Below are 24,174 nucleotides of genomic sequence, written 5' to 3'. Positions count from 1 at the left end.
TTTTAGTAACTTAGGAAAACTTTACCTTCAAAGACTTTATGTAACAAAACCCCTTAAATTAAAAAATCAACGATAAGATTTTCTTTATTTCAATAGCTTATTTTCCTACGGGATAGCCTTGTTCAAGCCAAGCCTGATAACCGCCCCGAACAGACTTCACATAAGTAAATCCCATATTTTGTAATGTATCTGTTGCTAATGCTGAACGGCCACCCGTGCCACAGATCAAATATATCGGCTGATCTTTAAGGTATTCCAGTGCCTGCTGAGTATCGCAATGATGACTGGCTAAAGGATGCTGGTGAATTCTCATTTCCAAAACACCACGAGGATAATTCACCGCTCGGTCTATTGCTGCCGCCTGAAATTCATCCGGTTCCCTGATATCAATCAGAATGGTTTTATGGTTTTTCATCGCTTCAAACAGTTCAGCTACACTCACTTCCTGAATCCGACTTTTCGCATTCAGAATCAATTGCTCTGCAGTTTTCATCATTTTCATTCTTCCTCGTGCATCATATTCATATTTTATAAACTAGGGCCAGGTAGATTAAAAGCTGTTTAGCTTCAATGCCCAACCAGCTTGTTTCAACCCTGTTGATACGATCAGGCTATGCAAACCTTAGTTTTGCTAACGTCTTCTCATATGCTACCGCTGTTTAGATATCAAGCTAGATGAGACAGATCATATCCAACAGGCATCAACTCAGGCATTTTTATCTAGACAGCGTACAGAACTACCCCATGAGTGCGGAATAGATTAAATACATCGCCACCCCAACCACGGTGGTGGCAAATATTTTCTGTACTTTGTTACTGTCAATCCGATGCATCAGACTGCGTCCAATCAACATCCCCACAGTACAGGCCAGGACAAAAGTCAGCGTGACCGAAACAGGATATTGAAATCCATCCAGCACATGGGCATAAATACTGACCCCGCCAATCAGGAAAATAATCATCAGGGAAGTCGCAACGATACTGCGCATATCCAGGCCTGTGAATTTACGCAGGGCTGGAACAATGACAAATCCCCCCCCCACACCAAGCAAACCGGTCAGTAAACCCGCCACGACACCAATACCAGCAAGGAACGAGGCAGTTTTGACATCCCAGATCAGGCGACCAGTGGTTTGATTGACCTTGCACGGTGCATTTCCATGATCATGGACTTTATTAAACAAGATCCGGTAAGCCACAATCAGCATCACCAAACTGAAAGCCAGTGTCAGCCAGACCGGAGAAACAATAGCAGCCAGCTGCACCCCGTAACGTGCAGAAGGAATACTAATGAGAGCAATCCAGAGCGCAGCACGATAACGCACAATACGCTTGAATAAACCCTCGAACGTTCCGACCAAAGCGGACAGCGTGACTGCAAGCAATCCCACCGGCGCAGCTTGGGCCACGGTCCAACCCTGACTCGCCATAAGTGCGGGTACAGCCAGAATGCCGCCACCAGCACCGGTTAGACCCAGCAAGCCACCAATTGCTAATCCTTCCAGTATTAATGCCCACATCGCCCTCTCCTTTATCCACAAAAATGATTCAATAAAAGTTGAACTTTTTGTTGAATCACGACACAAGCTTATTTGAAGTAGTTAAGAGGAAGCTTGAGGTAAGAAACACCATTTTGTTCAGGCTCAGGAAACTGCCCTGCTTTCATATTGATCTGAATCGAGGGCAGAATCAGTTTAGGCATACTCAGTCCTGAATCCCGCTGATTTCGCATCTGAGCAAATTCAGTTTTGCTGATTCCCTGATGAATATGGATATTCTGTGTTTTCTGCGTCTGTATATCAGATTCACATACATATGATTCACGTGTTTCAGGCAAATAGTCATGACATAAAAAGACCCGGGTATCTTCTGGCAACTGAAACAGGCTTTGTACCGAATCATAAAGTTGTTCTGCACTGCCTCGCGGGAAGTCACAACGGGCTGTACCATAATCTGGCATGAACAACGTATCACCCACAAAGACTGCATCGCCAATCACATAACTCAGGCAAGCAGGCGTATGTCCCGGTGTTGGAATGTTATAGGCTTTTAATGTTCCGATTTGGAGCGACTCATGATCTTCAAATAAATAATCAAAGAGCTGCTGGGCATTCCATTGTTTAATATCCAGATGATAAATCGCACCAAAGGTTTCCTGTACAATACCAATTTTCTGGCTTATGGCAATCTTGCCACCTAACTCAGCTTTGAGATATTGCGCTGCAGTCAGATGATCAGCATGTACATGGGTTTCAAGAATCCACTCAACCGTTAAACCCTGCTTTTTAATATAGGCAATAATTTTATCGGCATGAATAGTTGATGTACTTGCTGATGCCGGATCATAATCCAGAACGCTATCAATAATGGCGCAGGCTTTGGTCGCAGGATCACGTACAACATAACTGAAGGTATTGGTATCTTCGTGAAAAAAATCTTTTACTATAGGTAAGTTTGACATCGTTAAGCTCCTGACCATTTACGGTGAATCCATACACCCACCAGCATTGCTACAATAAAATAGAGCACTTGATAGTGGCCCAAACCGATCAAGGTAAAACTTGGTGCCGGACAGATGCCGGCAATGCCCCAACCTGCACCAAATAAAACCGCACCCGTGATCAGCTTCTTATCTATCTGATTATTTTTAGGTAAATCAATAGGTTCATTAAATACTGTTTTCGGTTGTGCCGTACGTAATACTTTCTGGAAAGGAATAAAGGCCACCGCAATCGCGCCCATCATGACAAAGGCCAGACTAGCATCCCAGTCACCAAACAGATCCAAGAAATCGAGTACTTTTTCCGGATTGGACATACCCGATACCATCAACCCAATAGAGAACAGTGCACCAAATAAAAAGGCAAACAGATTTTTCATTTTAGAATGCTCCTGTGATATGACGGATAATATAAACAGCAACGAAACCTGCAAACATGAAAGTCATGGTCGCGATGATAGAACGTTTAGACATGCGACTGATGCCACAAATTCCGTGACCACTGGTACAGCCCGAACCTAAGCGCGTCCCAAAACCCACCAGCAGACCTGCCACAATCATCATCAGTGGGCTGGCATTCAATTCGATTTCAGGTTGTACAAACAGACCATAAATAAACGGTGTGAGGATCAAGCCTGATAAAAACCAGATTGCAGGTGTTTTAAACATGGTTTTTGAGTTTAATACTTGCCCAATCAAACCACTGATTCCCGCAATACGGCCATTGACGTAAAGATAGCCAACCACGGAAAGCCCGAGCATTAAGCCGCCAATAAATGCGATGAGGAAGTCATGCATGATGAATTAATCCTTATACAATATACTTTTTTATATTATATAATAAAAAATATTAATCAAGCAGTTTTATGGTAAATTATGTAAACTGCACGGGCTACATCAAAAGTTGTGAGGACATTTATGGATATGATTGCTGAAAATGCCAAAATTGATTTTTCTCAAGTCGATTTCGTCAGCCAATGCCTGAAAGTTTTGGCCAATCCTGATCGCCTGAAAATCTTATGTGTCCTGGTGGATGGGGAAATGAATGTTCAGGAAATTGAAGAGTCCACTGACATTCATCAACCTACACTTTCACAACAACTGACTGTCCTACGTAAGGCTGACATGGTCAGCACACGACGTGAGGGTAAACAGATTTTCTATCGTCTGAGTGATCCCAAGGTCTTAAGCTTGATGCAAAAGCTGTACGAGCTGTATTGTGCGAATTAATCCGCTTAGTACAGCTAAAAAGAAATGATCAGAAGCAGTAAACCTTTGTTTTTTTAAATACTCTTAATATTGAAAAATCTTGTACTCATTTTTTCTCTAGATTAGATTTAGTGAACTAAATCTGAAAAATATTTTATTCAAATTACACAGGGTTGTAATTTATCGATTTACAAGTTTGTTCTTATATCGTGCTAGAATTTTGATGTCTACTCAATGTTTTGAACTGCTTTTACCAGAAGAGTGATCTACATTCCGGCTCATTCCATCTCGTGTTTGGAATCACTCTGAATTCTCCCATCCACCAAATTAATGGTTCGATCACAGGTTGCCGATAATCTAGGATCATGAGTCACCAATAAGACTGCACAGTCATGTTCGCGATGTACTTTACGAAATAATTCAAACATTTCCGCAGCAGTTTGAGTATCAAGATTACCTGTCGGTTCATCGGCCAACAATAGTGCAGGCTGAGTAATCAGTGCACGTGCAATCGCTACGCGCTGCTGCTGCCCTCCAGAAAGCTCATTGGGTTTACGGTCAGCGAACTTATCTAACCCTACAGCGGCCAATAATTCATGGGCATATTGCAATGCAGATTGATCTGGCTTACCTTGCTTCAGCATTAATGGCATGAGTACATTATGTAAGGCAGTAAAAGCCTGTATAAGATGATGGAACTGAAACACAAAACCTATACTATTGCCTCGTAATCCTGTCCGAGCCGTATCATCCATACGGCTTGTCGCCTGCCCCAACAAGTACAACTCACCACGACTAGGCTGATCTAATAAGCCGAGAATATTCAGTAAAGTACTTTTGCCTGAACCAGAAGGACCAATTAATGCAGCAAAGTCATTCCGTTGAATACACAGGTCAATTCCATGTAATACCTCCACTTCATTAGGCTGCCCAACATTGTAGGACTTTCGCAATGCTTCTAAACGCAGTACTTCCTGAGATGGATCAAACATGACGAATTGCCTCCACAGGATCAAGTGCAGCCGCCCGACGGGATGGTATTGTAGCAGCCAAAACACCTGTCAGTGTCGCCAAGAATAATGCCGACAAGATAAGCTTGATTGAAATCGAAATATAAAACAAGCCGGGACCAAACTGGTTAAATCCCCAGATCAAACCATAACTGACTACACTACCAAGCATCGAACCAAGCAGACCAAAAATTGCTCCCTGAAACAAGAAAACTCTTAAAATTTGTGCTTGTGTCGCCCCCGTCGCACGTAAAATACCGATTTCCCGAGTCCGTTGCACCACACTCACCGACATCACACTGGCAATGCCAAAAGCGACTGAAATCCCTACAAAAACAATAATCATGTTTGTAGAAAGACTTTGAGCGGTAATCGCATTCATTAATTGAGCATTGGTTTCAATCCAGCTTTCTGCTTTTAATCCTGTCAGGCGTCCAACCTGTGAGGCAATTTGATCCGCCTGAAAAATATCCTGAATCGTCAGATCAATCACGGTCACGCCGCCCGGCAAATTAAGTAAAGATTGCGCCTGTTTCAAATCTAGATAGACATAGCGCGCATCCAATTCACGCACGCCCAGTTCAAATATCCCAGAGATATTCACCACCGCATTTTTCTGTTGCCCAGTATCTAACCTTAATTTGCTCCCGACTTGCACACCCAAATCTTTGGCCAATTGACGCCCAATTAATACATTATCCGCACTGACCCGTAATTCACCACTCACCAAATATTGCTTTAACGGAATAATTTGTTGATAACGTTCAAGATTGATACCAACCAAAGCAACCGATTGAATCGCCTCTCCACGCTGTACAAATGCAGGACCAGAGACCACAAGAGAAACCGCCGTCAACACGGGCAACTGATCTAAAGTCTCAGTAATCTGCTGCCAATTATTAATAGAGCGTAAGCGTTGCGCACGCTGATCTTCTTGTAACAACTGAAGTGTTCCTGCTGCTGGTGGCACAATGTGATTCACCTCATCTGGTGAAAGCAAACGAATATGTGCCTGCGTCCCTAAAGTCCTTTCTACAATATTCGATTGTAAGCCCTGAATTAAGGCACTAATGAACACAATGACTGCCACCCCCACCGCGATGCCAATGGTAATCATCATCGACTGTGTGCGACCCTCTCGCAGAAAACTGATTGCGATAGTCCACTCTGTCCAAAGTCGCCCAAAAAAGTTTTTCAATCGAATTTCACCGGTAATTCGTTTTTGCTATTTGTCGGATCCGTTTGACTCTGCAAAACACGTTTAGTTTGCTCTATTCGGACACGAGTTCCATCTTTAAGCACTGATTCTGCATCGGTAAGGACATGATCACCTTCTTTCAATCCAGCTACAACTTCCGACATGACCAAACCACGTAAACCCAGTGTGATGGGATGACGTTGAATTTTTCTATCTCTTACTAAAATAACCATAGCCTTGTTTCCACTTATACTGCTTAAAGCATCATTTGGAATGACCAGGGTTCGCTCGCGCTTGTTGGTTTCAACATTTACCGATACCGTCATGTCTTGACGCAAAAAATCAGGGACTGGATCAACTGTTAATCGAGCGTCTACTGTGCCACGTTGAGCATCAATACTTGGGGCAATAAAATTAATATGGGCAGGAAAAGGTTGATCTGGATAGGCATCCGTAATCACTGCTGCTTTTTGTTGTAAAGCCAGCAGTGGTAAATTTCGCTCATCAAATGGCACTCGTATTTCAGTCGCACCATCCAGTGCAATAGTGAAGAGAGTCTGACTCGGTTGTACCAAATCCCCTGGCTCAACATTACGAGTTAAAATAATACCTGAAACTTCTGCGCGAATTTTGGTCTTGGCGAGTTGCGCTTGTAATGCAGCGAGTCGTTCACGTAATTTTGTCTCTTCAACTTTATCTGGGGCAAGTGAAGCAACTTTTAATCGAGCTGATTCAAAATTATTACGAGCGAGTTTTTCTGCCTCTATCGATTTCTCCCTTTCCTCTGCTGATAATATTCCTAATTCGGCATTCCGTCTGCGTACTGCCTCTCTTTGAGCCTGTTCTAATTGCACTTTGGCATTCGCTAAATCGACTTGTGCTTGCGGCCGTCTAGTGGTTGTGAGCTCCTTTAATTCAGTTTCTGCCTGCCGCACTTGCGCTGAAATTTCATCAGATTTCAGTACTAAAAGGACGTCCCCTCGAGAGACCTGATCCCCTTCTTGAGCCAGGCGCTCAAGAACAACCCCAGTAATTTCACTGCCAATCTGAGTCCGAGATACTTTCTCTACCCGTCCTGAAGCAACAACTGTCTGAATCAAAGGACTAGATACGACTTCATAACCAGGTAACAATGGTCCTTGCCACCAGCGATATGTAGCAAAACTGACGAGCAAAACCAGTGGTATGATCATGATCCAAGGCTTATAGCGGATTACAAGCAATTCCATTCTCCAAGCCAGATTAAAGAAAAGTTTTTGAATCGAATAATTAATTTTTAGTTAAATATATATGAAAATTTAGTTACAACACACCAAATTAAAAAAGCACACCATTTTTATTAAATTAATTTCTCTTACTGTTATAATTTTCTCATAATATTGATTAAAAAAACAAACAACAATAAACTTATATTTTTATATATTTCATAGTCTTATATAAAATTATAACACGTTTTAGACTTTAATATTCCAGCTATCAATAACATAATACATAGCCATATTTAGTAAAGTAGCTGTGATGGTGGCAGTTTAATTCAAAATAAATTTTCATTAAAAAACTTAGCATTAGATTGAAATGCAAACTAGATTTATACCCACTTTTGTCCCATGATACGAATAACAATATACATAAACTTCACTTCAAATGTTTAGAACAGAAAATTATTACCACGTTGAATACATCGGAACAAATGGCATAACTCAGGCTTGTCTAAAAAGTCTCTGCAACCTGATCCAAACAAATCCATATCTCTCTTATGCCCTAATTCTTACTGCTGACCAATCGCATGCAATTATTATTACTGACGAATCAGCCAGCTTCTACATCATTCGATCTGGCTTTACTTCTGGTTACCCTGGTGAAGGCCCAAAAGGTTTAGCAAAGGCTTTAACCATATTTAATAAGCATGAAATAGAAACTGAAGAAACTCTAATTACAACTAAAATTATGAATAGATTGAATAATTCATCTCTAAGCGATAATGATATAGATTCAATTTTCAAACAAAAAATTATTCGCCCTATACGTTTACATGACTATATCTATCCTTTTAAAACGGAAATTTCAGAAACTTCTAGTCTAAAACGTTATTTTCCACTTGAGCTACCTTTTTCAATCATTGACGATAGAATTTTTGATCTCGCTCTACTATTTAAAAAGGATCCAGATTCAGCTCTTTTAAAAGCTTATAAACGACTAGAAGATATAGTGAGAACGAGAACTGGGCTCAATGAGCATAGTAATAGATTATTCTCTCAAGCACTACTTCCACCTAAAGGGTGTCTTACTTGGGATTTACCTGATAATTCAGAAATTGATGGTCGAGCCAATTTATTTATAAATACCTATAAAGCTTTTAGGAATGCACGCACCCACCGAGAAAAAAATGAAAACTTAATCCACCAATATCGTGAGTTTTTGCTCATAAACGAATTATATTTACTTGAAGCAGAGGCAATCACAAGTAATTCCTCTGAACATTAGTTAGCCTCCGGTGAATCACCACTATTTTTAGTGGATCAATCCTCCGATAGTGTCCACTAACAAATAAGTGGACACCTATTTATGGATTTTAAAAAATCATAGACAGTACAACAATACAAAGAAAGCCCGTCGAACTTTTACAGCCGAATTCGAACAGTGTATTAGCCCCAAATTAAAACGGACGGTAATCCTCTCATAAATAACCGAAGTGAAAAGTAGAGGTCAAGCAGCCATTAAAGGTGGCTTTCCTTTGTTAGCTTGGTGTGGTCTTTCATAATTGTAATGCCACAGCCAACTTGTTGCATAATCTTGTACCTCATCCAAAGTATCAAATAAATGTTTGCTCAGCCAACTATAACGTATGGTTCAGTTATAGCATTCAATATATGCGTTTTGCTGTGGCTTTCCATGTTAGATATATTCAATACGAATGTTGTGCTCGCTAGCCCAACGTACAAATGCATGACTGATAAACTCTGGTCCATTGTCGCATCGGATCACTAATGGTTTTTCTCGCCATTCCAGCAATTGATTCAACGTACGAATAACCCGAATCGTGGATAATGAGAAACCTGCGTCAATGACTAAGCCTTCTCGACGATAATCATCAATAACATTCAATAATCGAAACTTTCGACCATCAGAAAGCTGATCATGCATAAAATCCAGTGACCAAACCTGATTTGCACGTATTGACTTTTTTAGTGGTTCTGGTGCATGCCGTTTGAACCTTCTTCTTGGCTTAATACGAAGATTTAATGCCAATTCACAGTAAATACGGTAAACACGCTTGTGATTCCAACCGGAATATCTAACATGACGTAGATAGGAGAAAAACAGACCAAAGCCCCAATCTGAATTTTCTTCAGACAGTTCGATGAGCTGTTCTGCAATTAGTTCATTGTCATTACTGAGTTTAGCTTGATAGCGGTAGCAGGTTTCACTAATTCCAAAAGCATTACATGCCAAACGAATATTAATCGCATGGCGGGCAACTGCCTGTTATGCCATCTTACGCCGGCAAGATGGCTTCACCACTTTTTTGCCATCGCTTCCTGAATAATCTCTGCTTTTAATCGTTCTTCCGCACACATCTTGTTAAGTTTGGTATTTTCAGCCTCTAGCTCTTTCAACCATGCCATCAATGATGCATCCATACCACCATACTTGGCACGCTATTTATAGAATGTGGCATTATTCATGCCGTGTTCACGACAAAGGGGAGCTACAGGCGTCTCAGACTCAGCTTGTTTCAAAATGTACATAATATGGCTGTCAGTAAATTTAGATGCTTTCATGCAGAATCTCCTGCTTGTATCTTAAGAGAAAATTCTACTTTTAGATCCTATTATTTTTAGGGGGGATTACCGTGTGCGTCTAAAATTTTGGTGGCTATTCACCTGACGATAATCTAAAGCCTCTTTCTACACTGATTATGAGAATCTAAGATACAAACGCATGGAATACACATTTTTCAACTTTTCAAAAACAAGTCGTTAAACGCTCTTTACGTTGGCCGACAGCCAAGTCTTTACAAGATATAGGTATATGGAAAACCTTTAATCATCCACGGAATCTAGCCGAAATGACTGAGTCTGATGAGGAATTTAAGAATCGGGGAAGACAGTTTGGAGATGTTTTACTATCATTATAAAAAATCAGAATTAAGTGGTGGACTCGAATAAAGTCCACTTTTATTATCAGTCACACCAAACTACCTTACCATTCCTAATCCAAAAATGTGATTTACAACCTTTTTTTAGAAACACTGAAGGATATAGACTAATTTTGTTCTCTGAGTTGATCTGGATATCCCATCTTGGCTTTGCCTCTTTAATTACAGGCAACTCTATTGTATAACCACAGCCACAAGGACATTTTAATCCTACACACCAGAATTCATCATCTTCAGCAGCTACTACAATTGCTCTTAGAGGCATTAGTTTAGGTAGAGAATCTCCGTCTATTAAAACAAATGATCTATAAAGAATTTTATCCAATAATAAATTAAAGTATTTTAAGAAAAATCTTTTCATTTACTATCTCCAAGATTAGGTATACCTAGCAATGGATTTGTCACTCCGTGACCAATATTTACCTTAGAGGTTGGTTCAAAATCATCTTCTTTAGAATATTCAGTTTCATTTGCCCCTAAGCAAACAATTGTCCTTGCATAATTATCATTACTCTCTTGGCGAAATGGAAAAGTTCGGGCAATAAATTCATTTATACAAAAAGCAGATGCAAGCATGTTGAGTGAAATCACCGATGGAGCTTCTTCATGTACTCCCTTTATATAGCCAGCTTGAAGCTGCTGCTCATAAGTTTCAGGGGAGGAATCTTTTAAATATTCTGTATTTAAAGAAGCAGAAGTATAAACTTTTCGATCCCTTAATGAACTTTTATGTGGCTGAATATAATCTAACCGTGCACAAACTTCTGTAATAAAGGTTCGTCCATCTTTGAAACCTGTCGGAATTGTTACTCCAATATCAAAAACGGGTAAAAGGAAAAACTCATTAATTAAATCGATATACATCCTTGCCGAAACAGTATCAACGCAACAGAACAATACATCACAAGTTGCAGCCTCCAAAATAGCCTCATATGTACCGATCTTACAATTCAATGAAGTTAATTCAATATCTGATCGATAGCCTCGAATTGCATTTGTTATAACTTCAACCTTGGCTCTTTGGTTATCCGCATCTTGTATCGTTGAATTCAAAATTCTATTTAAATTCTTATGCTCAATAACATCATCATCGATCAGAACAAGATGTCCAACTCCTAATCTAGCTAAACTCTCCGCTACAATAGAACCAGTCCCAGAAACACCAATAACACCAACTTTAAAATCTTTTAAAATGCGCGTCATTTCAGAAGAAAAAGGCAATGTATTTTTTGATGAAGAGGGAGATATCAGCTCAATATCATTACCAACTATCAGAAACTTATCAATATATTGTTTAGATAGGTTTGGTTGATAATAACGACCAACCAACTCCCCCTCAGGTGTCATGATAATTGAACCATGTAATTGATGATAAGCAGCGAAAATGCATGGAAACACTTTTACATCACTAGAATCATCTGCTTTTGAAAACCAATTCACACCTGAAGGATGTGAATGCATAAGAAATATACTAAAGCTGTTTATTTCTCCTTTTTGTATAGCATCTTCAATATACTTTCCAGGCCAAGTTAAATAATCAACTTCTCTTTTACATTCATCATAAGGCACAAAAATGATATCTTGGACCATGAAAATAACTTGATCATTTATGTGATTACACACTGCAAGTACTATTGCACTTGCTTCTAATCCATCCCCAGGAAATAGATGCTGTTTTAGAGCATCTAAATCTTTATCAAGAATTCTAAAATGTGATTTTGAAATCATTGCTGCACCTCACGCAATAAAGACTCCTCAATCAATGAAAAATGTGTCACAACACTGTCTATTACAGGATTCCACTGCGATAAATTACTACGATGTCTTGACCATCTTTGATAGCTTTTGCTCTCAATAATTTGGTCGACCTCTGTACAAGACGGTGTTACTCCATTAGGCAAATAGATACGTGGACTGGTATAAAACATATCGATCTCCGCCTGAGGATATAAACTAGGTATTTCAATCGCTAATGTAATTTGTTTATGACTATAACCTTCAGGGAGTTCATAATTTTCAACAATTAACCATCTACGTCTTTGATCAATAATGGTTCTAAAATTTCCAAAAACCTGTTTCAAATATTCACCATCTTTAGGCAATACTTCAAACTGCCCCAAAGAAACATCACCATTATTTACTTCTCGCGGGATCAAGCGTAATTTTTCAATACCAGGCTTTGATAAATCAATGATAGAGCTAGATTGCACCTCAACTTTTGGCTCACCTTGAACTTTCAAGAACATTTGATAATTGTGCCCATCTTGGATACCAACTAAAGCTAATGCCTCTGAAACAACGATTTGGGCTTTATCAACTTTGATCTTTGTTCCATTAACATTTAATTCAAAATACTGCTTAACCACTTTGGTATAAATATCTTCAATACCAGATGCATCCAAATTCACAACAATACCATCAGTGATTAATAAGTCTTCTTCAGTCTGTCTAGATAAAAAGAATGACTTATCTGCAATACCTGTAAGGGAATGCAGATGCTTTAACGTAATTTGACTTTCTGGCCACTCATAGTTAAAACCATTAACTTTAAATTTAAGGCTTCGATCTCCCTCAACAATGAAAAATTTATCACCTTTTTCAAAATCAATATTTTCTTCAAGACTAATTTCTTCCATACCTTGTTGCTTGAGCACTTGATATAAGAGAACATCATCTTTTTGAGAATAGCCAATGGATCTTAAAAGTTGAGAACCAATAGGTGAATGATCATCTATTGTTCCATTTTTAAAACTTAAATCGCTGAGAGAATAAGAAAATTGTTGCATGAGTAACTCCACTTCCGCTTAATCTGGTTAAATTAATCTTATTAACCAGAGGTTAAAAAAAACTTCTTGCAAATGAAGGTACTCTAAAATTCTGCTTAAGTAAACACTTTTAAGCAGAATTTTTACAAATTATTGTATAGCTTGATAAATAAACTCAATGCCACCGCTTTCAGCTGTTTCTTCAAACCGTAGGATATAACCGTCATCTACTAACTTTTTTAGCTTACTACTAGCGTTGGGAACTGATATATCAAATGCATTCGCAACTAATGCTGTGGTTACTTTTTTTCGCTCAATAATCAATTCTATAATTTCTAAATTTGCATTAGTCAACCTTGGACCTAAAATTTGAATATTTTGATCAAATTTTATAGCAATAGGTTGTTTTAAAACCTGAGCTATGTAGTCAATATTGTCTACAATATCTTTATCCTCAATATGGGATAAATAAAAACCTTTTTTTCCTTTATAGAGTTGAGCTAAAAGAATAATACTTTCTCTAGTAAAAGAAGAGTCAATAAACTCTATCCCTTCAAGAGATAATTCAAAAATAGTACTAGATGCATGTTTTTCAATAAAATCTCTCATTAAAGAAAAAACTTGGCGACCTTTTTGAGTACCATAAGGTGAGCTTTCTTTAGTAAAATCTATTAATTTCATAATTTTGACTATCTGGTTCATGCTGTTCTTTTAATCAGATTATTACACTTTGTCAAGAACTATTGTTAGAACAAAGTGAGTTCCTTGTAAAAATGTTAATCCTGTTTTTTTTCTAGCTTCCTCAGAAATTAAAAGACCATTCATATAAGGGAAGATGATTTCTTGATCACTTTGTCTTATAGATAAAGTAATTGAATGAAGATTACTAGACTCTAAACCATTATCTTTTTCTGCGATTAATTTTAATTTACTGCTCCCACGTTCTAACCCCATACCTCTTCCATCCATTTCTATTCTAGAAATTCCACCGTTATTTAGAATATAGGTAAGTAAATCAATATCGCTAGAACTATCATTGAAGCTAAACTCTTCAAAAATTTTTTTATTTTTTTCTAATTTAGATGCTTCATTCCTCAATGTAGATAATAATCCTGGACCGCTATCAGATACAGAAACTACAATTTTTTTTGACTCAGCTAAATTATAGGTTTGAAGGGCCACGTAACCATCTAAATCAGATTTACCATGATCTCTAATATTTGTAATTAATTCTGTTATGAGGTGGCTAAGCTTCCCTAGAATAACTTTATTTTCATTTTCTGATAGTTCACCACTTATACAGCTTTTTAGCCGTGGTAATTCAGAGCCTTCATAAATCTCTTTGATTGGGAAAATTTCAACTAATTTTTCGGAGTTAGAGTTATATTTTTTAGCTGAAGATTCGCTTGGTCTATATGGAGAAATTAGAATATTAGGTTGGACTTGATCAAAAAACCCACATCGATCTAAATAGCTGAAAACCCCTGAATTCTCCGCAAAAAATAGAGACACTTTAGAACCAATCAACGATAATTGATTGGTTAAACTTAGAATTTTGAGGATACAATCTAAAAGTATAGGCTTATTAGGAAAGTGAAATTCGATGTCCGATTTAGTAGTTAGTAGATTTGGATATTCTTTTAATACTTTTTCTACATGTAAAGAGCTCAACCAACTAGAAGAACTATCAAAAGAAATTTTGACCAACTGATGTTCTTCATAACTCCAAACATTCTTGTCACTCTTCATTAAACCATCTAATTCCCTTAATGCTGCATAAAGCGTTGGGTTCAAATCTTTCTTCGTTTTTCCAAGAACTCTAGCAATTTGTGACGCTTTTAAAGGCCCTTTATCCTTTAAAACTGTTAAAATATTTTTTAATAATTCATTCATAATTAAAACTAAACTTAGAGAATTTTAACAGCGCTATTAGGGTAAAACCACTTTCACTGGTGAGATTTATTCTACATCATAAAGATGATTAATCTTTAAAAATGTAATTGGAGATTAATCTCAAAATTTAATTATGCAGTTTAACCCACACTATCAAAAATATTTATTTGCTAACTTTTCCAACTCTTCTGCATGTCTAGCCTGCCAACCATTTTGAATTGCCCAAAATTTAACATCTTCAGGTTCTACTGGATGTCCTTCACTTTTCAATTTTAGGAACATACGCTTAGCAAATTCTTTATCAGATGGATGTGCTAGCCCTGTGGATAAGTTTATTACTTTGGTTAAACGGCTTAAAGCCTCTTCAATATCTGGCGTAAAAGTCAGAGGTTTAATTATCCAAGAGGAATTACCCCAGATAACTGGACTCCAACATGCTAACCACTTTTTCCCTTCCTCTTCATGCCAAGGCAAATATACGACTGCCCGAGCAGTTCTTAGAGCATCGATAATAGACATATCTTTCTCTGATAAGTAAGTAGCTAATACAACTCCAACCTTTTTATGTGAAGAAAGGCTACGAGGAATTTCTAGATTCATTGATACCCCATACCCTAAATCTACAACACCTCCTTTACACAATAGTTTAGAAGTCTGATCACCAAAAAATTCTCCAATTACAGTATCAGGAAAACCACCTTTGGCAGGTACAATCAAATTGATTTGACCAATACCATTTGAGTGTGAGAATTTTATTGCCTCAGCCAATGCCATCTTAAAAGCATCAACATTTGGACCATGATTTTCAATTAAAAACCTTTGAGTGTTCACATTATATCTCTTTTATTTCATTAAATATTTTCATCATACACAACCTGTCCTTGATACTTAAAATTGTTAAAAGTTAGTAGAATATTATTGTATGCACATGAAGCCCATTAGTAGAATATTCAAATTAGACTTAGCTTGTAGTTTATGCCGATTCTTTCATAGCATGTAATAATAGTATAATTAATAAGTTATTGGGTCTATGAGTTTAGGATGATACTTTATTACTAGATCTGTACTGATTGAAGAAAAATGTGAACTGTAAGGGTTCATCATCCTCGTTTTGACAAGTAAGCTCTGTAATAACATTAAAAGTATTTTTATTTATATTTTCAAAATCAATAAGCTTTATCCCTGAGCAATTGACTTACTTACTAAAAAAACTTTTCCTAGATCATCATTATCTAAAGTTAACTTTAGATCTTGCAACTCTCTTTGAATATCATCTTTTTCAAAGGAAGGATTAATTCTACTGATGGATTCAATGAAGATGTCTGGAAAAATGTTTGATTCCACATCCCATGTATGTTCATTTAAAGAAAGGTACTTATACCCAAGCCTTGTACAATGAAGAATTGTTGGAATTTTTACACGAGCATCTTAATTAAACTTCATGGAACCCTCTAACTAAAATTTTAATTATCAAATACTAAGCTACTATAATATATATAAAACTCTACTAATGAGTAAAAGCAAATTCTGATATTTTACTCTTTGATTAATTCGTAGATTTCTCACCCCAAAAAAATTCATATCCATTTTCTTCTACTTATGTACATCTAGGCCAAAACAGATGTTAATAATTCTATAAAATTTAGTGATTTAGCTAAAAAATAACTGATACAAAAGCCCCATATAAAAATTAATGGTCCCTTGGACCAATTCATCTACGTATTCATTATAGTATTTTATCACCTTAATAATTGATTCTTAAGCTAAAGATTTAAAGTACTCTACTAATAAAAAGGGAGCGTAAGCTCCCATCTTATTCACGGCTTGCCAACTTATTTTCAATCCATTGATGAATTTCATAAGCAGACCAACCGATACGATTCTGTGTAATTTTTACTTTTTTGGGAAAAGTCGGATCATAGTAAGGTGAGTATTCATCCATCATTTCATAGATTGTTGATCTACCCACACCAACAAATTTAATAACATCTTTAATACTAATCAGTTGATTCATTTGAAAAGTTTGTCCAACAAACGCATTCATGAAATTTACTCCAAATCAATAATGCGAGCGTTACTGCTCAAATAATCAGGAGGTCTGTAAAAAATTAACTAATTCACTGCCCTCACACTCCCCTGCAACCCTTTCTGCATATCCTGTACAAATCCATCATCCTGATTGAGCTTATGTTTTGTCTTAGCTTTAGACGATTCTTCCGTATAGAACTCCTCAACCAAATCCAACCCTTCCTCCGTATTCACCTCAAACTGTGCATTGCTAAAACCATGGCGAGCGATCTGATCTAAAGCCACTTGATTAAAACCACACAATTTACTTTTCTGGTCAATCTCCTTAGCGGTTTGAATCGCTTCTTGTAAATGGATGCCTTCATGTAAAGTCAGATCAACGTAATACACAGGAGTACGATAACTTTGTGTGGTACTTTTCCCTCGAAGTGTTAGTTGTAGAGGTAGACAGGAAAGCAAACCATTGGATGCTGCATGGTAGTAACTGAGTCTTGCAGCCAAAGTACGAATACTGTTAAAACCTGTGGTTCTGAAGATGAATGTGCCAAGTTCATCGGATTCATCTAAATTGACATACAAACGCCCATACGGTTTACATAGCCCGCCTTGCGCCAATGGACATAAGTCAGGTGATGGGCATGGATGATGTTCTACCCCTTGATTTGTCAGTCGTTGGCAAGTTTCACCATTGCCCACGCAAATAGGGCGTCCTGTCTGACGATCAAATAAACTGTACTCAGCCCTCAAGTTAAGCTCTGGATCGTTAAAGATCATCCGGACTGGGATTGAACGAAGTTTTTGATTGGGTGCTTTGGCACGGAGTTGTTCATCCAGTGGATGTTTCACCCAACCCTCTTTATTTTGGATTTGTGAGGTCAAGGTAAACTGGTCATCCTTTTCAGGGACGCGTTTACCATTTTTCTCGACCATCTTGCCGATACTGATTCGTCCGAGTATTGGCGGTGTAATTGCTAAACCCTTGATCATGTTAATTTCCTCTTTTTCTGTAAATTGAATACGTATAAAAAAGCCCATGCTGTGAGCATGGGCTGATAAGAGCTTGCTTGTTGGTATTTCGTCTGATGCTTGTATGGATAAAATTTGGCTATGCACCGTTGGCATAAATCTGAAAACGCCGTGTCCCTGATTTATGTTGTGGAAATTGATTGAGATACTCAGGGTGTGAATCGAGTAAGGCCTTTGCATCTAGACTGACTGAGTCCTTCGATTTTTTCCACGTCACTGAACCTGTTTTAAAGGTAGCGCGTTCAGCCTGTTGCATCTTTGCTTGTAGCTGATGTTTAAGGAGGTCAAATTGCTCTTGGTGCTTTTCAACTTGATTGCGTACTCGGATCAGTTGTTCAAACTGTTGATTGGCTTGCTCATCTTCAGATAAGTCTGTCGTACTGAGTGGGATATGCTCTGGATATAACAGTTGTAAAGCTTTGGCTGCCGATTCACTGGCATCCGCTTCAGGTGGGGTATCCTTTTCCACACAGTCCCAGAAGTAACGCTCTGCATTGATGATGTGTTGAATCACCGACTCAGAACGGGTGACTTTAAAGATGCGCGTTTCATGCCCACAGATCAGCACACAGATATGTGCCGCTTGTTTGCCTGTGACTGCTAACTGATGTTGTACTTGGCAAAGGACATAGAGCGGTACGCCATCTCGCCACAGCTTAGCCCCATATTCCCCTGCGGTTTTGCATTCCAGAATTTGGACCTCGGCATTACCCACCACAGAGTAATCTAGATTAGCCAACATGAAATGTTTGTCTGGATCAGGATGTTGCAACACTGCATTGACACGACGCACTTTATAGTTGGTATGCATGCTGTAGTATTCAGCCACTAAGGGTTCAAGCTGTTTACCCCAATATAAAGGTGCATGGCCTTCACTTTCATCTTCAATCGATTGTTGAATCCGTCCTGTCTTGATCATCCACAGTTCTAGCATCGACATATAAGGGTTTAGGCCACAAGCCGCAGCACAATCACTGCTACCAATGCCCTTGCGTCGTACTTCCAGCCATTCGGCTTGAGTCATATTTTTAGTCTCTACGAAACGTTTTGCTGTAAACAGTTTTGGGCGATTGGAGTAGATATTCAGTGTTGCGTTGTTTGGTTGAATTACGGCTGAGTTCATAGTAATTTCCTGTCATTGTTGAATTTTGGGCATAAAAAAAGCCGTGTCCGAAGACACAGCTTTTGAATGAATGAGTTAAGTTATTTGTAAGGTTGAGCTTTTCAGTTAGGCGATGAGTCAGCTTAGGCTAATCAACAGATGCTTTGGAATTAAGCCAACATGCGTAAAGCTTGTTCGAGTCCACGTTGCTTGAGACCCGCTCCAGCACCAAACCATGCAGAATCAAGCCTGTGATCTTGACTCATGGCGCGACGTTCGTGATCGGCAAATTCAGTAATTGAGCACAGCAAACCATATACCGTATCTTTGGCCGAACTCAGTTCTGCCCCACGACCCTGCCCGTTAAACATAGTCATGACTTTCGACATGGCACGGCCATTCGGTTCCATCTTGTTTTCAGCTTTGGTAGCTGAATTGGCTTGTGTGGCAACATTACGGTAGAACTGAATAATGCCTTCATCCTGTTCCATTCGGCTGAGACTGGTATTGTTAAACACGGCATCAAAATAAGCGGCTGCTTCGGTCTGCGTCACTTTACGCTGACTGAGCTGTTTCATTTCATACATGTGTTCATCCCATGCACGCACTGAAATACTCAGTTGCTGTTTAATCTTCTGTGCATCGAACTTGGTGCTATGTGGCACTTTAACCACCCCTGCACTGCTGCTTTGCCCCTTGAGAGCAATCGCCAAGGTGTTGTTACAAACCACGCGGATCGAGGTGAATTGTGCCGTTGTTGCTAAAGTGCCATCACACGCAGTGGCTAAGAGAATATAACCATTACTGACATCTTTGCCCTTTAAAGCAGAAGTCTGTCCAGTTCGTGCTAACGCCCAGAACTTCTTACCGCCTTTGAGTACACCAGCGGTTTCCAGTTCAAAGCCTGATTGCTCGGTCAGATCACGATAAAACTCTAAAATCTGTTTCGGTTGCACTTCCTGATAACGCTGACTGACTACTGATAAAGGTGCATGGGTGTCAGAACGATACAACACACGCTGTTCTTCATAAGGCATGATGATGTTTTGTCCACGGTCATTTTTAGCCATGTAACTAACATCGGAGGATTCGATGCGCCAGTCCATGCCTGCCTGCTGTGCCCAGACTTCAATCGGTTGGTTTTGGGTCAGTTGATTACCTAAACCATGCCAAGGGGTTTCACCGACATAGGCCATTTGTTCAAGTTGATGTGCCATGATTTTAATTCCTATAAAAAGTTGAATTGCTGTAAATGGTGTAAAAGCTTAATTACGCAGGCTCGGACTAAAATCACGGTCACAGTCATTGCAGTAATAATGTCGGGTATAAACTGGATGAGAGTTGTTTTGAACTTCATCCTCCGTCATCAGCATCCAAATGCCGCCGATCAGGACACCCACTAAGGCGCCTGCAATCGGGGGAATATTTAAACTTTTAGAAACACTGATGCCCAACGTCGCTAATGCCAAAGGTGACATCACATTGTTTTGTGCTGAAGGTGAATTGCTGTTGCTGACGAAGTGTTGTGGAGATTCCAGCAGTACCGTATCTCGGGACTGACAATAAGGACATGGCAAACTCATCTGAATAATTCCTGTAATAAAAAATGAGTGAAATAAAAAAAGCCTGCTTTGGGGGAAAGCAGGCAAAACGTGAATCGGGTTATGGCATAGGGCTGTTTTGAAGGAGCTATATGCTTCTCAGTCAGATGATATGTATTTGTATTTTTTTAGAATGTGATTTTAATCGATGCTTTTTTAGATCAATTTTAATGTCTTGATACAGGGATCAATTGACCTGATTTTTATCAACGATTATGATGCAAGGGCTGGCCTACATTGCCAGTCGGTTTTGACAGACCGTTTCCTAAGAACATTAAAAGTTTCCGACTTTTAGTGCGTAATCTCGTGCACCCCTCTCGTTGAGGTAGGACGGGAGGGGGACACCTTCGGGTGTGCTGATTCTTAGGTTCAGTCTGTCAACCCTCTTTCGTTCTGCCACCATAATCAATTGACAGTGATTCGGTAGAACTTCTTAGTACCTAAGGAGTCAATCATGACGCTATTCAATTTCTGTGCTTCCCCTGCACTCACTTCATTTATACCCACTTTTCGATTTCGGTATTGCATACCGATTCCAACCTTATTGTCTTGCCCTGTGCACTGATTCATTTCACCGTACTGATCAACCACTGAGTTTTCAATTCAGGGGCTGCTTTGTGCTGGAAAAACCTTATGAAATTGATCGCACAGCTGATTTTAATTGTCGTCGTGGTGGCGATGCTAGGCCCTTTTGTTTTTGTGCTTGGCGGACTATGGCTGCTGATTTATCTGGCAGGCTGGCATAAATAAACCCATCCGTATGACTTTAGAACAATAGATAACAATGATTTGGAACAGAAATGAAATATCAAAATTGGTTTGGGGTAATCACCATTGCCTTCAGTAGCACCCTGCTGACTGCTTGTGACAGCAAAGTCAAACGTGACTTTAAAGCAGGTTGTCAGGCAGGCGGTTTAGATCGTTCTAGCTGTGGTTGTATTTACGACAAAGTCGAAGCACATTACTCGCCTGAATTTATGCAGAGCATGGCAGATGTCACGGTTCGAGAAACGATGCAGCCACCTGAAGATTTCAATGTAGTAATGGCAAACGCTGTTCAGCAATGTCAGTCATAAATTCAAGTATCTGGGGAAACACATGAAAAACTATTTAATTATCGGCTACGTGCTGATCGCACTGATTTGCTCAGTATATTTCAAGAATTGCAGTAGTACCGCGCATTACAGCTATGCCTACAACCTCGGTAAAGCTGTGGTCTGGCCTGTCACGATTTTTAAGAACTAAGCCATAGGAATAAAAAAATGAAAAAACTCATCTTGGCCTGTGGCCTTAGTCTGATCTGCACTTCACTGTTTGCACAATCTAATAAAGTAACCGTCATCGTCAAAAAGATCGAAGGTTTTAGTGAATCAGGCGATGCCTTTAGTTTTAAAACCACCACTGGCAAACGCTATCAAGTTTATAACGCAGGTGGAGCCAACCCAATTCAGGGTGAAGAACTGATTTCCAGCTCAATCAAAACCAAGAAAGCCATTTGCCTACGCCTAGATGCAGACAAAACTGAACCACGTTTGGTGCAATCGGTTCATAAAGGTAAATGTAAATAACCACTAAGAACGAACGACGACTTTATTTATGAAATAAGCAATTTTTTAGGAATTCAGCCATGAAACTGATACACCCGATTCTTTTATCCAGCGTATTAATACTGGGCTTAACCGCATGTAGTCCAGCCAAAGAATCTCAAGCCACAGTAGAACCCAAAGCAACAGCAGAGCAAAATACGGCCTCTGCTGAAAATAGCACTTCTGATCAGTCTGAGATGACCAATCAATCCGAGGATGATTTTGTCGTTGATAAATCATTTTTAGAAAATGGTGCTGATGCTGAGCAAATGACGGAATTGTCACAGGAACCACCTTTACAGGAAGAATTCGAAGTCCGTGTCCGTCGTGATCATTCGCAATATTCCGGGACAGGCTATGTGGATAAACTCAATATCATGTCACTAAATGATGATCCAACCACCCTGACCAAGGTATCAATCAATCGCGGTAATTGTAGAACCAAAGGCTTTTATGATTATCAAAATATGCGCTATGGCTCAGTGGCCCAAGTCTATCTCGGTTGCGCTGCTGAAAATGTGCGTGAGGTGACCATCACCACCAACAGCGGATTGACCTATACCTATAATTTTTAGCTATTGATAACGAAGATTTTCCATTAATTAAGGGAATAAAAATATTCCCTTCTTTTAACTATAACAATATTATTTATTTTAATATCAACAGCTTAAAAACACAACTCAAATTTTAGTAGACATATTTTTAAAAAATAATTTTCGAGCTTAAGCCTAGCACTAAAGCATTATCAACATAATTCGTTGCTCCAGGATTGATTACATATTGAATATTAGGTCTAAGCATCAACCATTTCATTGGGAAATATGAATAGTTCAACTCAATGTTATATTCAGCCTCCTTGTTAAGGACTTGGTGTATTTGACTGTAACGATCACTAACATCAACTCTATTCACAGCAAAACCAACAATATCATTAGGATGATGATTTAAAAGTCCAACATATTTCAACCCCATTTGTTGCATATTTTCAACTTTGTTAGTGGTTTGATCATGAAAGCTAAAGTTCATAAAGGCATACAATCCCTGATGAGTTGAGTCTTTTTGGGTTAATTGTTGTTCCGCAACTCCCCACATACCATATGTATGATCTTGCAGCTCTCCAGTAACAATATCCTTCTGATTTTTAACATCATGAGCTGTATTGTAAAATCCACCAAGACGATATATCCCTGGTAATTCATTTATTCCTTTTTTAGGCTGCCATACAAATTCAACCGGAATATTCACGCCATCTGCATCATTCGTACTAAAATTCCAACCTTCACTTTCTTCCAAGTTTTTTGGGTTATATTCGAATACACCAAATTGTATAAAGGCCTCAGGGTTAAAACTATATTTAGACATTAGAGCCCATTGGCTTACAGGTGCATTAATCCATTTACTGCCTTGCCATTTCCCCATTTGTGCACCGCAAAATGAATTATTTTGAAAGTTACAAGACATCACATTGAAATAGGTTCCCATGGCAAAACGCCCAACTCGAATACTGGTAGCTGCGTTCCTAAAATTCTTTTCAATCGACAGTTCTGCAAGCCTTGTACCCGAATTACCTCGACCATAGTTTGCCTGTACATTGGCCAATTGTGGTGCTTGCGGATCGGAAATCTGTTCTACTGATACGCTCTGTCCTTGTCTTGCCATAACTAATGCTCGAACACTCACCCCGTCTACATTTAACAACTTTTCTAAATCTAAGATTGAACCCAGTGAAAACTGGCTAACATATGTTGGGTCTTGTCGTGGGGCATATCCACCATCTGCTAAGTAAGCAATATCGAGATTAGAACTACCATCAAATTTGATTCCTTTATCTGCTAGAGCTGTTCGTTCACCACCCCAGTCCCCTGTTAAATTTGTCCGATTCACATCAAATAAGCTCTCAGCAAAACAAACTGTATTTGTTCCAATAAGTACACCAATAAGACATAAAAAATTACTTTTTTTCATTGCACAATCCCTGCAAATTTTGAATATAAGTTTCCCTAAACAGCTAATTGAATGAGCTATTTTGAATGATTAAATGGAGTAAAAGTGGTGTGATAAAATTGCAGCATGGCGGGACTCCTGTCACATACCATG

27 protein-coding genes and 2 pseudogenes are annotated in these 24,174 nt (G+C 38.8%); 7 read left to right on the top strand and 22 right to left on the bottom strand.

Going from position 1 to position 24,174, the window contains the following annotated elements; all coding sequences use genetic code 11:
* Positions 1–97 precede the first annotated feature (97 nt).
* The 5 genes from WH214_RS07310 to WH214_RS07290 all read right to left on the bottom strand — a co-directional run bounded on the left by WH214_RS07310 (position 98) and on the right by WH214_RS07290 (position 3,298).
* On the bottom strand, positions 98–493 hold the full coding sequence (locus tag WH214_RS07310; protein WP_035327273.1) for a rhodanese-like domain-containing protein: 396 nt from the start codon (positions 491–493) through the stop codon (positions 98–100).
* Positions 494–737: 244 nt separating this feature from the next.
* Positions 738–1,520 carry a sulfite exporter TauE/SafE family protein gene (locus WH214_RS07305; RefSeq protein ID WP_339421587.1) on the bottom strand — a complete coding sequence of 261 codons (783 nt, stop codon included), beginning with the start codon at positions 1,518–1,520 and terminating at the stop codon, positions 738–740.
* Positions 1,521–1,588: 68 nt separating this feature from the next.
* A complete protein-coding gene (locus WH214_RS07300) occupies positions 1,589–2,461 on the bottom strand; it encodes an MBL fold metallo-hydrolase (RefSeq protein ID WP_339421588.1) in 873 nt (290 codons plus the stop codon).
* Between the two features lie 2 nt (positions 2,462–2,463).
* Positions 2,464–2,880: a DUF6691 family protein gene (locus WH214_RS07295; protein ID WP_339421589.1), complete on the bottom strand. Its 417-nt coding sequence runs from the start codon at positions 2,878–2,880 to the stop codon at positions 2,464–2,466.
* 1 nt (position 2,881) lies between these two features.
* Positions 2,882–3,298, bottom strand: a complete 417-nt coding sequence (locus tag WH214_RS07290; RefSeq protein ID WP_336955584.1) for a YeeE/YedE family protein — start codon at positions 3,296–3,298, stop codon at positions 2,882–2,884.
* A gap of 120 nt (positions 3,299–3,418) precedes the next feature.
* Here WH214_RS07290 and WH214_RS07285 point away from each other — a divergent pair, with 120 nt between their 5' ends.
* Positions 3,419–3,730 carry an ArsR/SmtB family transcription factor gene (locus WH214_RS07285; RefSeq protein ID WP_004984482.1) on the top strand — a complete coding sequence of 104 codons (312 nt, stop codon included), beginning with the start codon at positions 3,419–3,421 and terminating at the stop codon, positions 3,728–3,730.
* A 257-nt stretch (positions 3,731–3,987) separates the two neighbouring features.
* On the opposite strand, the gene WH214_RS07280 is transcribed toward WH214_RS07285, so the two are convergent.
* From WH214_RS07280 to WH214_RS07270, 3 genes are read right to left on the bottom strand one after another with little or no spacing between them, the layout of a single operon-like run.
* On the bottom strand, positions 3,988–4,701 hold the full coding sequence (locus WH214_RS07280) for an ABC transporter ATP-binding protein (RefSeq protein WP_339421590.1): 714 nt from the start codon (positions 4,699–4,701) through the stop codon (positions 3,988–3,990).
* Positions 4,694–5,917 carry an ABC transporter permease gene (locus WH214_RS07275; protein ID WP_339421591.1) on the bottom strand — a complete coding sequence of 408 codons (1,224 nt, stop codon included), beginning with the start codon at positions 5,915–5,917 and terminating at the stop codon, positions 4,694–4,696. Before WH214_RS07275 ends, WH214_RS07280 begins: the two co-directional genes overlap by 8 nt.
* On the bottom strand, positions 5,914–7,140 hold the full coding sequence (locus tag WH214_RS07270; RefSeq protein WP_339422947.1) for an efflux RND transporter periplasmic adaptor subunit: 1,227 nt from the start codon (positions 7,138–7,140) through the stop codon (positions 5,914–5,916). The genes WH214_RS07275 and WH214_RS07270 overlap by 4 nt, the downstream gene beginning before the upstream one ends.
* A 421-nt stretch (positions 7,141–7,561) precedes the next feature.
* On the opposite strand from WH214_RS07270, the gene WH214_RS07265 reads away from it, so the two are divergent.
* Positions 7,562–8,401 carry a TIGR02391 family protein gene (locus tag WH214_RS07265; RefSeq protein WP_339421592.1) on the top strand — a complete coding sequence of 280 codons (840 nt, stop codon included), beginning with the start codon at positions 7,562–7,564 and terminating at the stop codon, positions 8,399–8,401.
* A 222-nt stretch (positions 8,402–8,623) separates the two neighbouring features.
* On the opposite strand, the pseudogene WH214_RS07260 reads toward WH214_RS07265, so the two are convergent.
* Positions 8,624–9,699, bottom strand: a pseudogene (locus tag WH214_RS07260) (IS3 family transposase).
* A 164-nt stretch (positions 9,700–9,863) separates the two neighbouring features.
* On the opposite strand from WH214_RS07260, the pseudogene WH214_RS07255 reads away from it, so the two are divergent.
* Positions 9,864–10,055 (top strand): annotated as a pseudogene (locus WH214_RS07255) (Tn7-like element transposition protein TnsE); the annotation flags it as partial.
* Positions 10,056–10,101: 46 nt separating this feature from the next.
* Here the strand turns inward: WH214_RS07255 and WH214_RS07250 are convergent.
* From WH214_RS07250 to WH214_RS07195, 12 genes are all read right to left on the bottom strand, one after another.
* A complete protein-coding gene (locus WH214_RS07250; RefSeq protein WP_339421593.1) occupies positions 10,102–10,437 on the bottom strand; it encodes a DUF6527 family protein in 336 nt (111 codons plus the stop codon).
* The gene (locus WH214_RS07245; RefSeq protein WP_339421594.1) at positions 10,434–11,804 is read right to left on the bottom strand and encodes a ThiF family adenylyltransferase; all 1,371 of its coding nucleotides are present in this window, start codon (positions 11,802–11,804) and stop codon (positions 10,434–10,436) included. Before WH214_RS07245 ends, WH214_RS07250 begins: the two co-directional genes overlap by 4 nt.
* Entirely contained in the window at positions 11,801–12,862 is a 1,062-nt protein-coding gene (locus tag WH214_RS07240; RefSeq protein ID WP_339421595.1) for an E2/UBC family protein, read from the bottom strand. The genes WH214_RS07245 and WH214_RS07240 overlap by 4 nt, the downstream gene beginning before the upstream one ends.
* A 129-nt stretch (positions 12,863–12,991) precedes the next feature.
* Positions 12,992–13,522, bottom strand: coding sequence for a winged helix-turn-helix domain-containing protein (locus tag WH214_RS07235; RefSeq protein ID WP_339421596.1), 531 nt, complete (start codon positions 13,520–13,522; stop codon positions 12,992–12,994).
* Positions 13,523–13,564: 42 nt separating this feature from the next.
* Positions 13,565–14,734, bottom strand: coding sequence for an ATP-binding protein (locus WH214_RS07230; RefSeq protein WP_339421597.1), 1,170 nt, complete (start codon positions 14,732–14,734; stop codon positions 13,565–13,567).
* A gap of 153 nt (positions 14,735–14,887) precedes the next feature.
* Positions 14,888–15,565 carry a hypothetical protein gene (locus tag WH214_RS07225; RefSeq protein WP_339421598.1) on the bottom strand — a complete coding sequence of 226 codons (678 nt, stop codon included), beginning with the start codon at positions 15,563–15,565 and terminating at the stop codon, positions 14,888–14,890.
* A 982-nt stretch (positions 15,566–16,547) separates the two neighbouring features.
* Positions 16,548–16,778: a helix-turn-helix transcriptional regulator gene (locus WH214_RS07220; RefSeq protein WP_339421599.1), complete on the bottom strand. Its 231-nt coding sequence runs from the start codon at positions 16,776–16,778 to the stop codon at positions 16,548–16,550.
* Positions 16,779–16,846: 68 nt separating this feature from the next.
* Entirely contained in the window at positions 16,847–17,749 is a 903-nt protein-coding gene (locus tag WH214_RS07215; protein WP_339421600.1) for a recombination directionality factor, read from the bottom strand.
* 118 nt (positions 17,750–17,867) lie between these two features.
* A complete protein-coding gene (locus WH214_RS07210) occupies positions 17,868–18,911 on the bottom strand; it encodes a YqaJ viral recombinase family nuclease (protein ID WP_339421601.1) in 1,044 nt (347 codons plus the stop codon).
* Positions 18,912–19,060: 149 nt separating this feature from the next.
* Positions 19,061–20,107, bottom strand: a complete 1,047-nt coding sequence (locus tag WH214_RS07205) for a DUF932 domain-containing protein (protein ID WP_339421602.1) — start codon at positions 20,105–20,107, stop codon at positions 19,061–19,063.
* Between the two features lie 48 nt (positions 20,108–20,155).
* Entirely contained in the window at positions 20,156–20,473 is a 318-nt protein-coding gene (locus tag WH214_RS07200) for a hypothetical protein (protein ID WP_339421603.1), read from the bottom strand.
* Between the two features lie 423 nt (positions 20,474–20,896).
* The gene (locus tag WH214_RS07195; protein WP_336955592.1) at positions 20,897–21,082 is read right to left on the bottom strand and encodes a hypothetical protein; all 186 of its coding nucleotides are present in this window, start codon (positions 21,080–21,082) and stop codon (positions 20,897–20,899) included.
* 209 nt (positions 21,083–21,291) lie between these two features.
* Here WH214_RS07195 and WH214_RS07190 point away from each other — a divergent pair, with 209 nt between their 5' ends.
* Genes WH214_RS07190 through WH214_RS07175 form a run of 4 tightly spaced genes read left to right on the top strand, consistent with a single transcriptional unit; the run spans position 21,292 to position 22,652 of the window.
* Complete coding sequence (locus WH214_RS07190; protein WP_339421604.1) at positions 21,292–21,567, top strand: hypothetical protein; 276 nt, start codon at positions 21,292–21,294, stop codon at positions 21,565–21,567.
* 22 nt (positions 21,568–21,589) lie between these two features.
* Positions 21,590–21,736 carry a hypothetical protein gene (locus WH214_RS07185; protein ID WP_004984451.1) on the top strand — a complete coding sequence of 49 codons (147 nt, stop codon included), beginning with the start codon at positions 21,590–21,592 and terminating at the stop codon, positions 21,734–21,736.
* 17 nt (positions 21,737–21,753) lie between these two features.
* On the top strand, positions 21,754–22,059 hold the full coding sequence (locus WH214_RS07180; protein WP_339421605.1) for a hypothetical protein: 306 nt from the start codon (positions 21,754–21,756) through the stop codon (positions 22,057–22,059).
* 59 nt (positions 22,060–22,118) lie between these two features.
* Entirely contained in the window at positions 22,119–22,652 is a 534-nt protein-coding gene (locus WH214_RS07175) for a hypothetical protein (protein WP_339421606.1), read from the top strand.
* A gap of 127 nt (positions 22,653–22,779) precedes the next feature.
* Here WH214_RS07175 and WH214_RS07170 read toward each other — a convergent pair whose 3' ends face one another.
* Positions 22,780–24,042 carry a carbohydrate porin gene (locus tag WH214_RS07170; RefSeq protein ID WP_339421607.1) on the bottom strand — a complete coding sequence of 421 codons (1,263 nt, stop codon included), beginning with the start codon at positions 24,040–24,042 and terminating at the stop codon, positions 22,780–22,782.
* Positions 24,043–24,174: the final 132 nt, after the last annotated feature.

The organism is Acinetobacter sp. MYb191 (assembly GCF_037572605.1).
Taxonomy (GTDB): Bacteria; Pseudomonadota; Gammaproteobacteria; order Pseudomonadales; family Moraxellaceae; genus Acinetobacter; species Acinetobacter johnsonii.
This window is presented reverse-complemented; position numbering and strand designations above follow the sequence as displayed.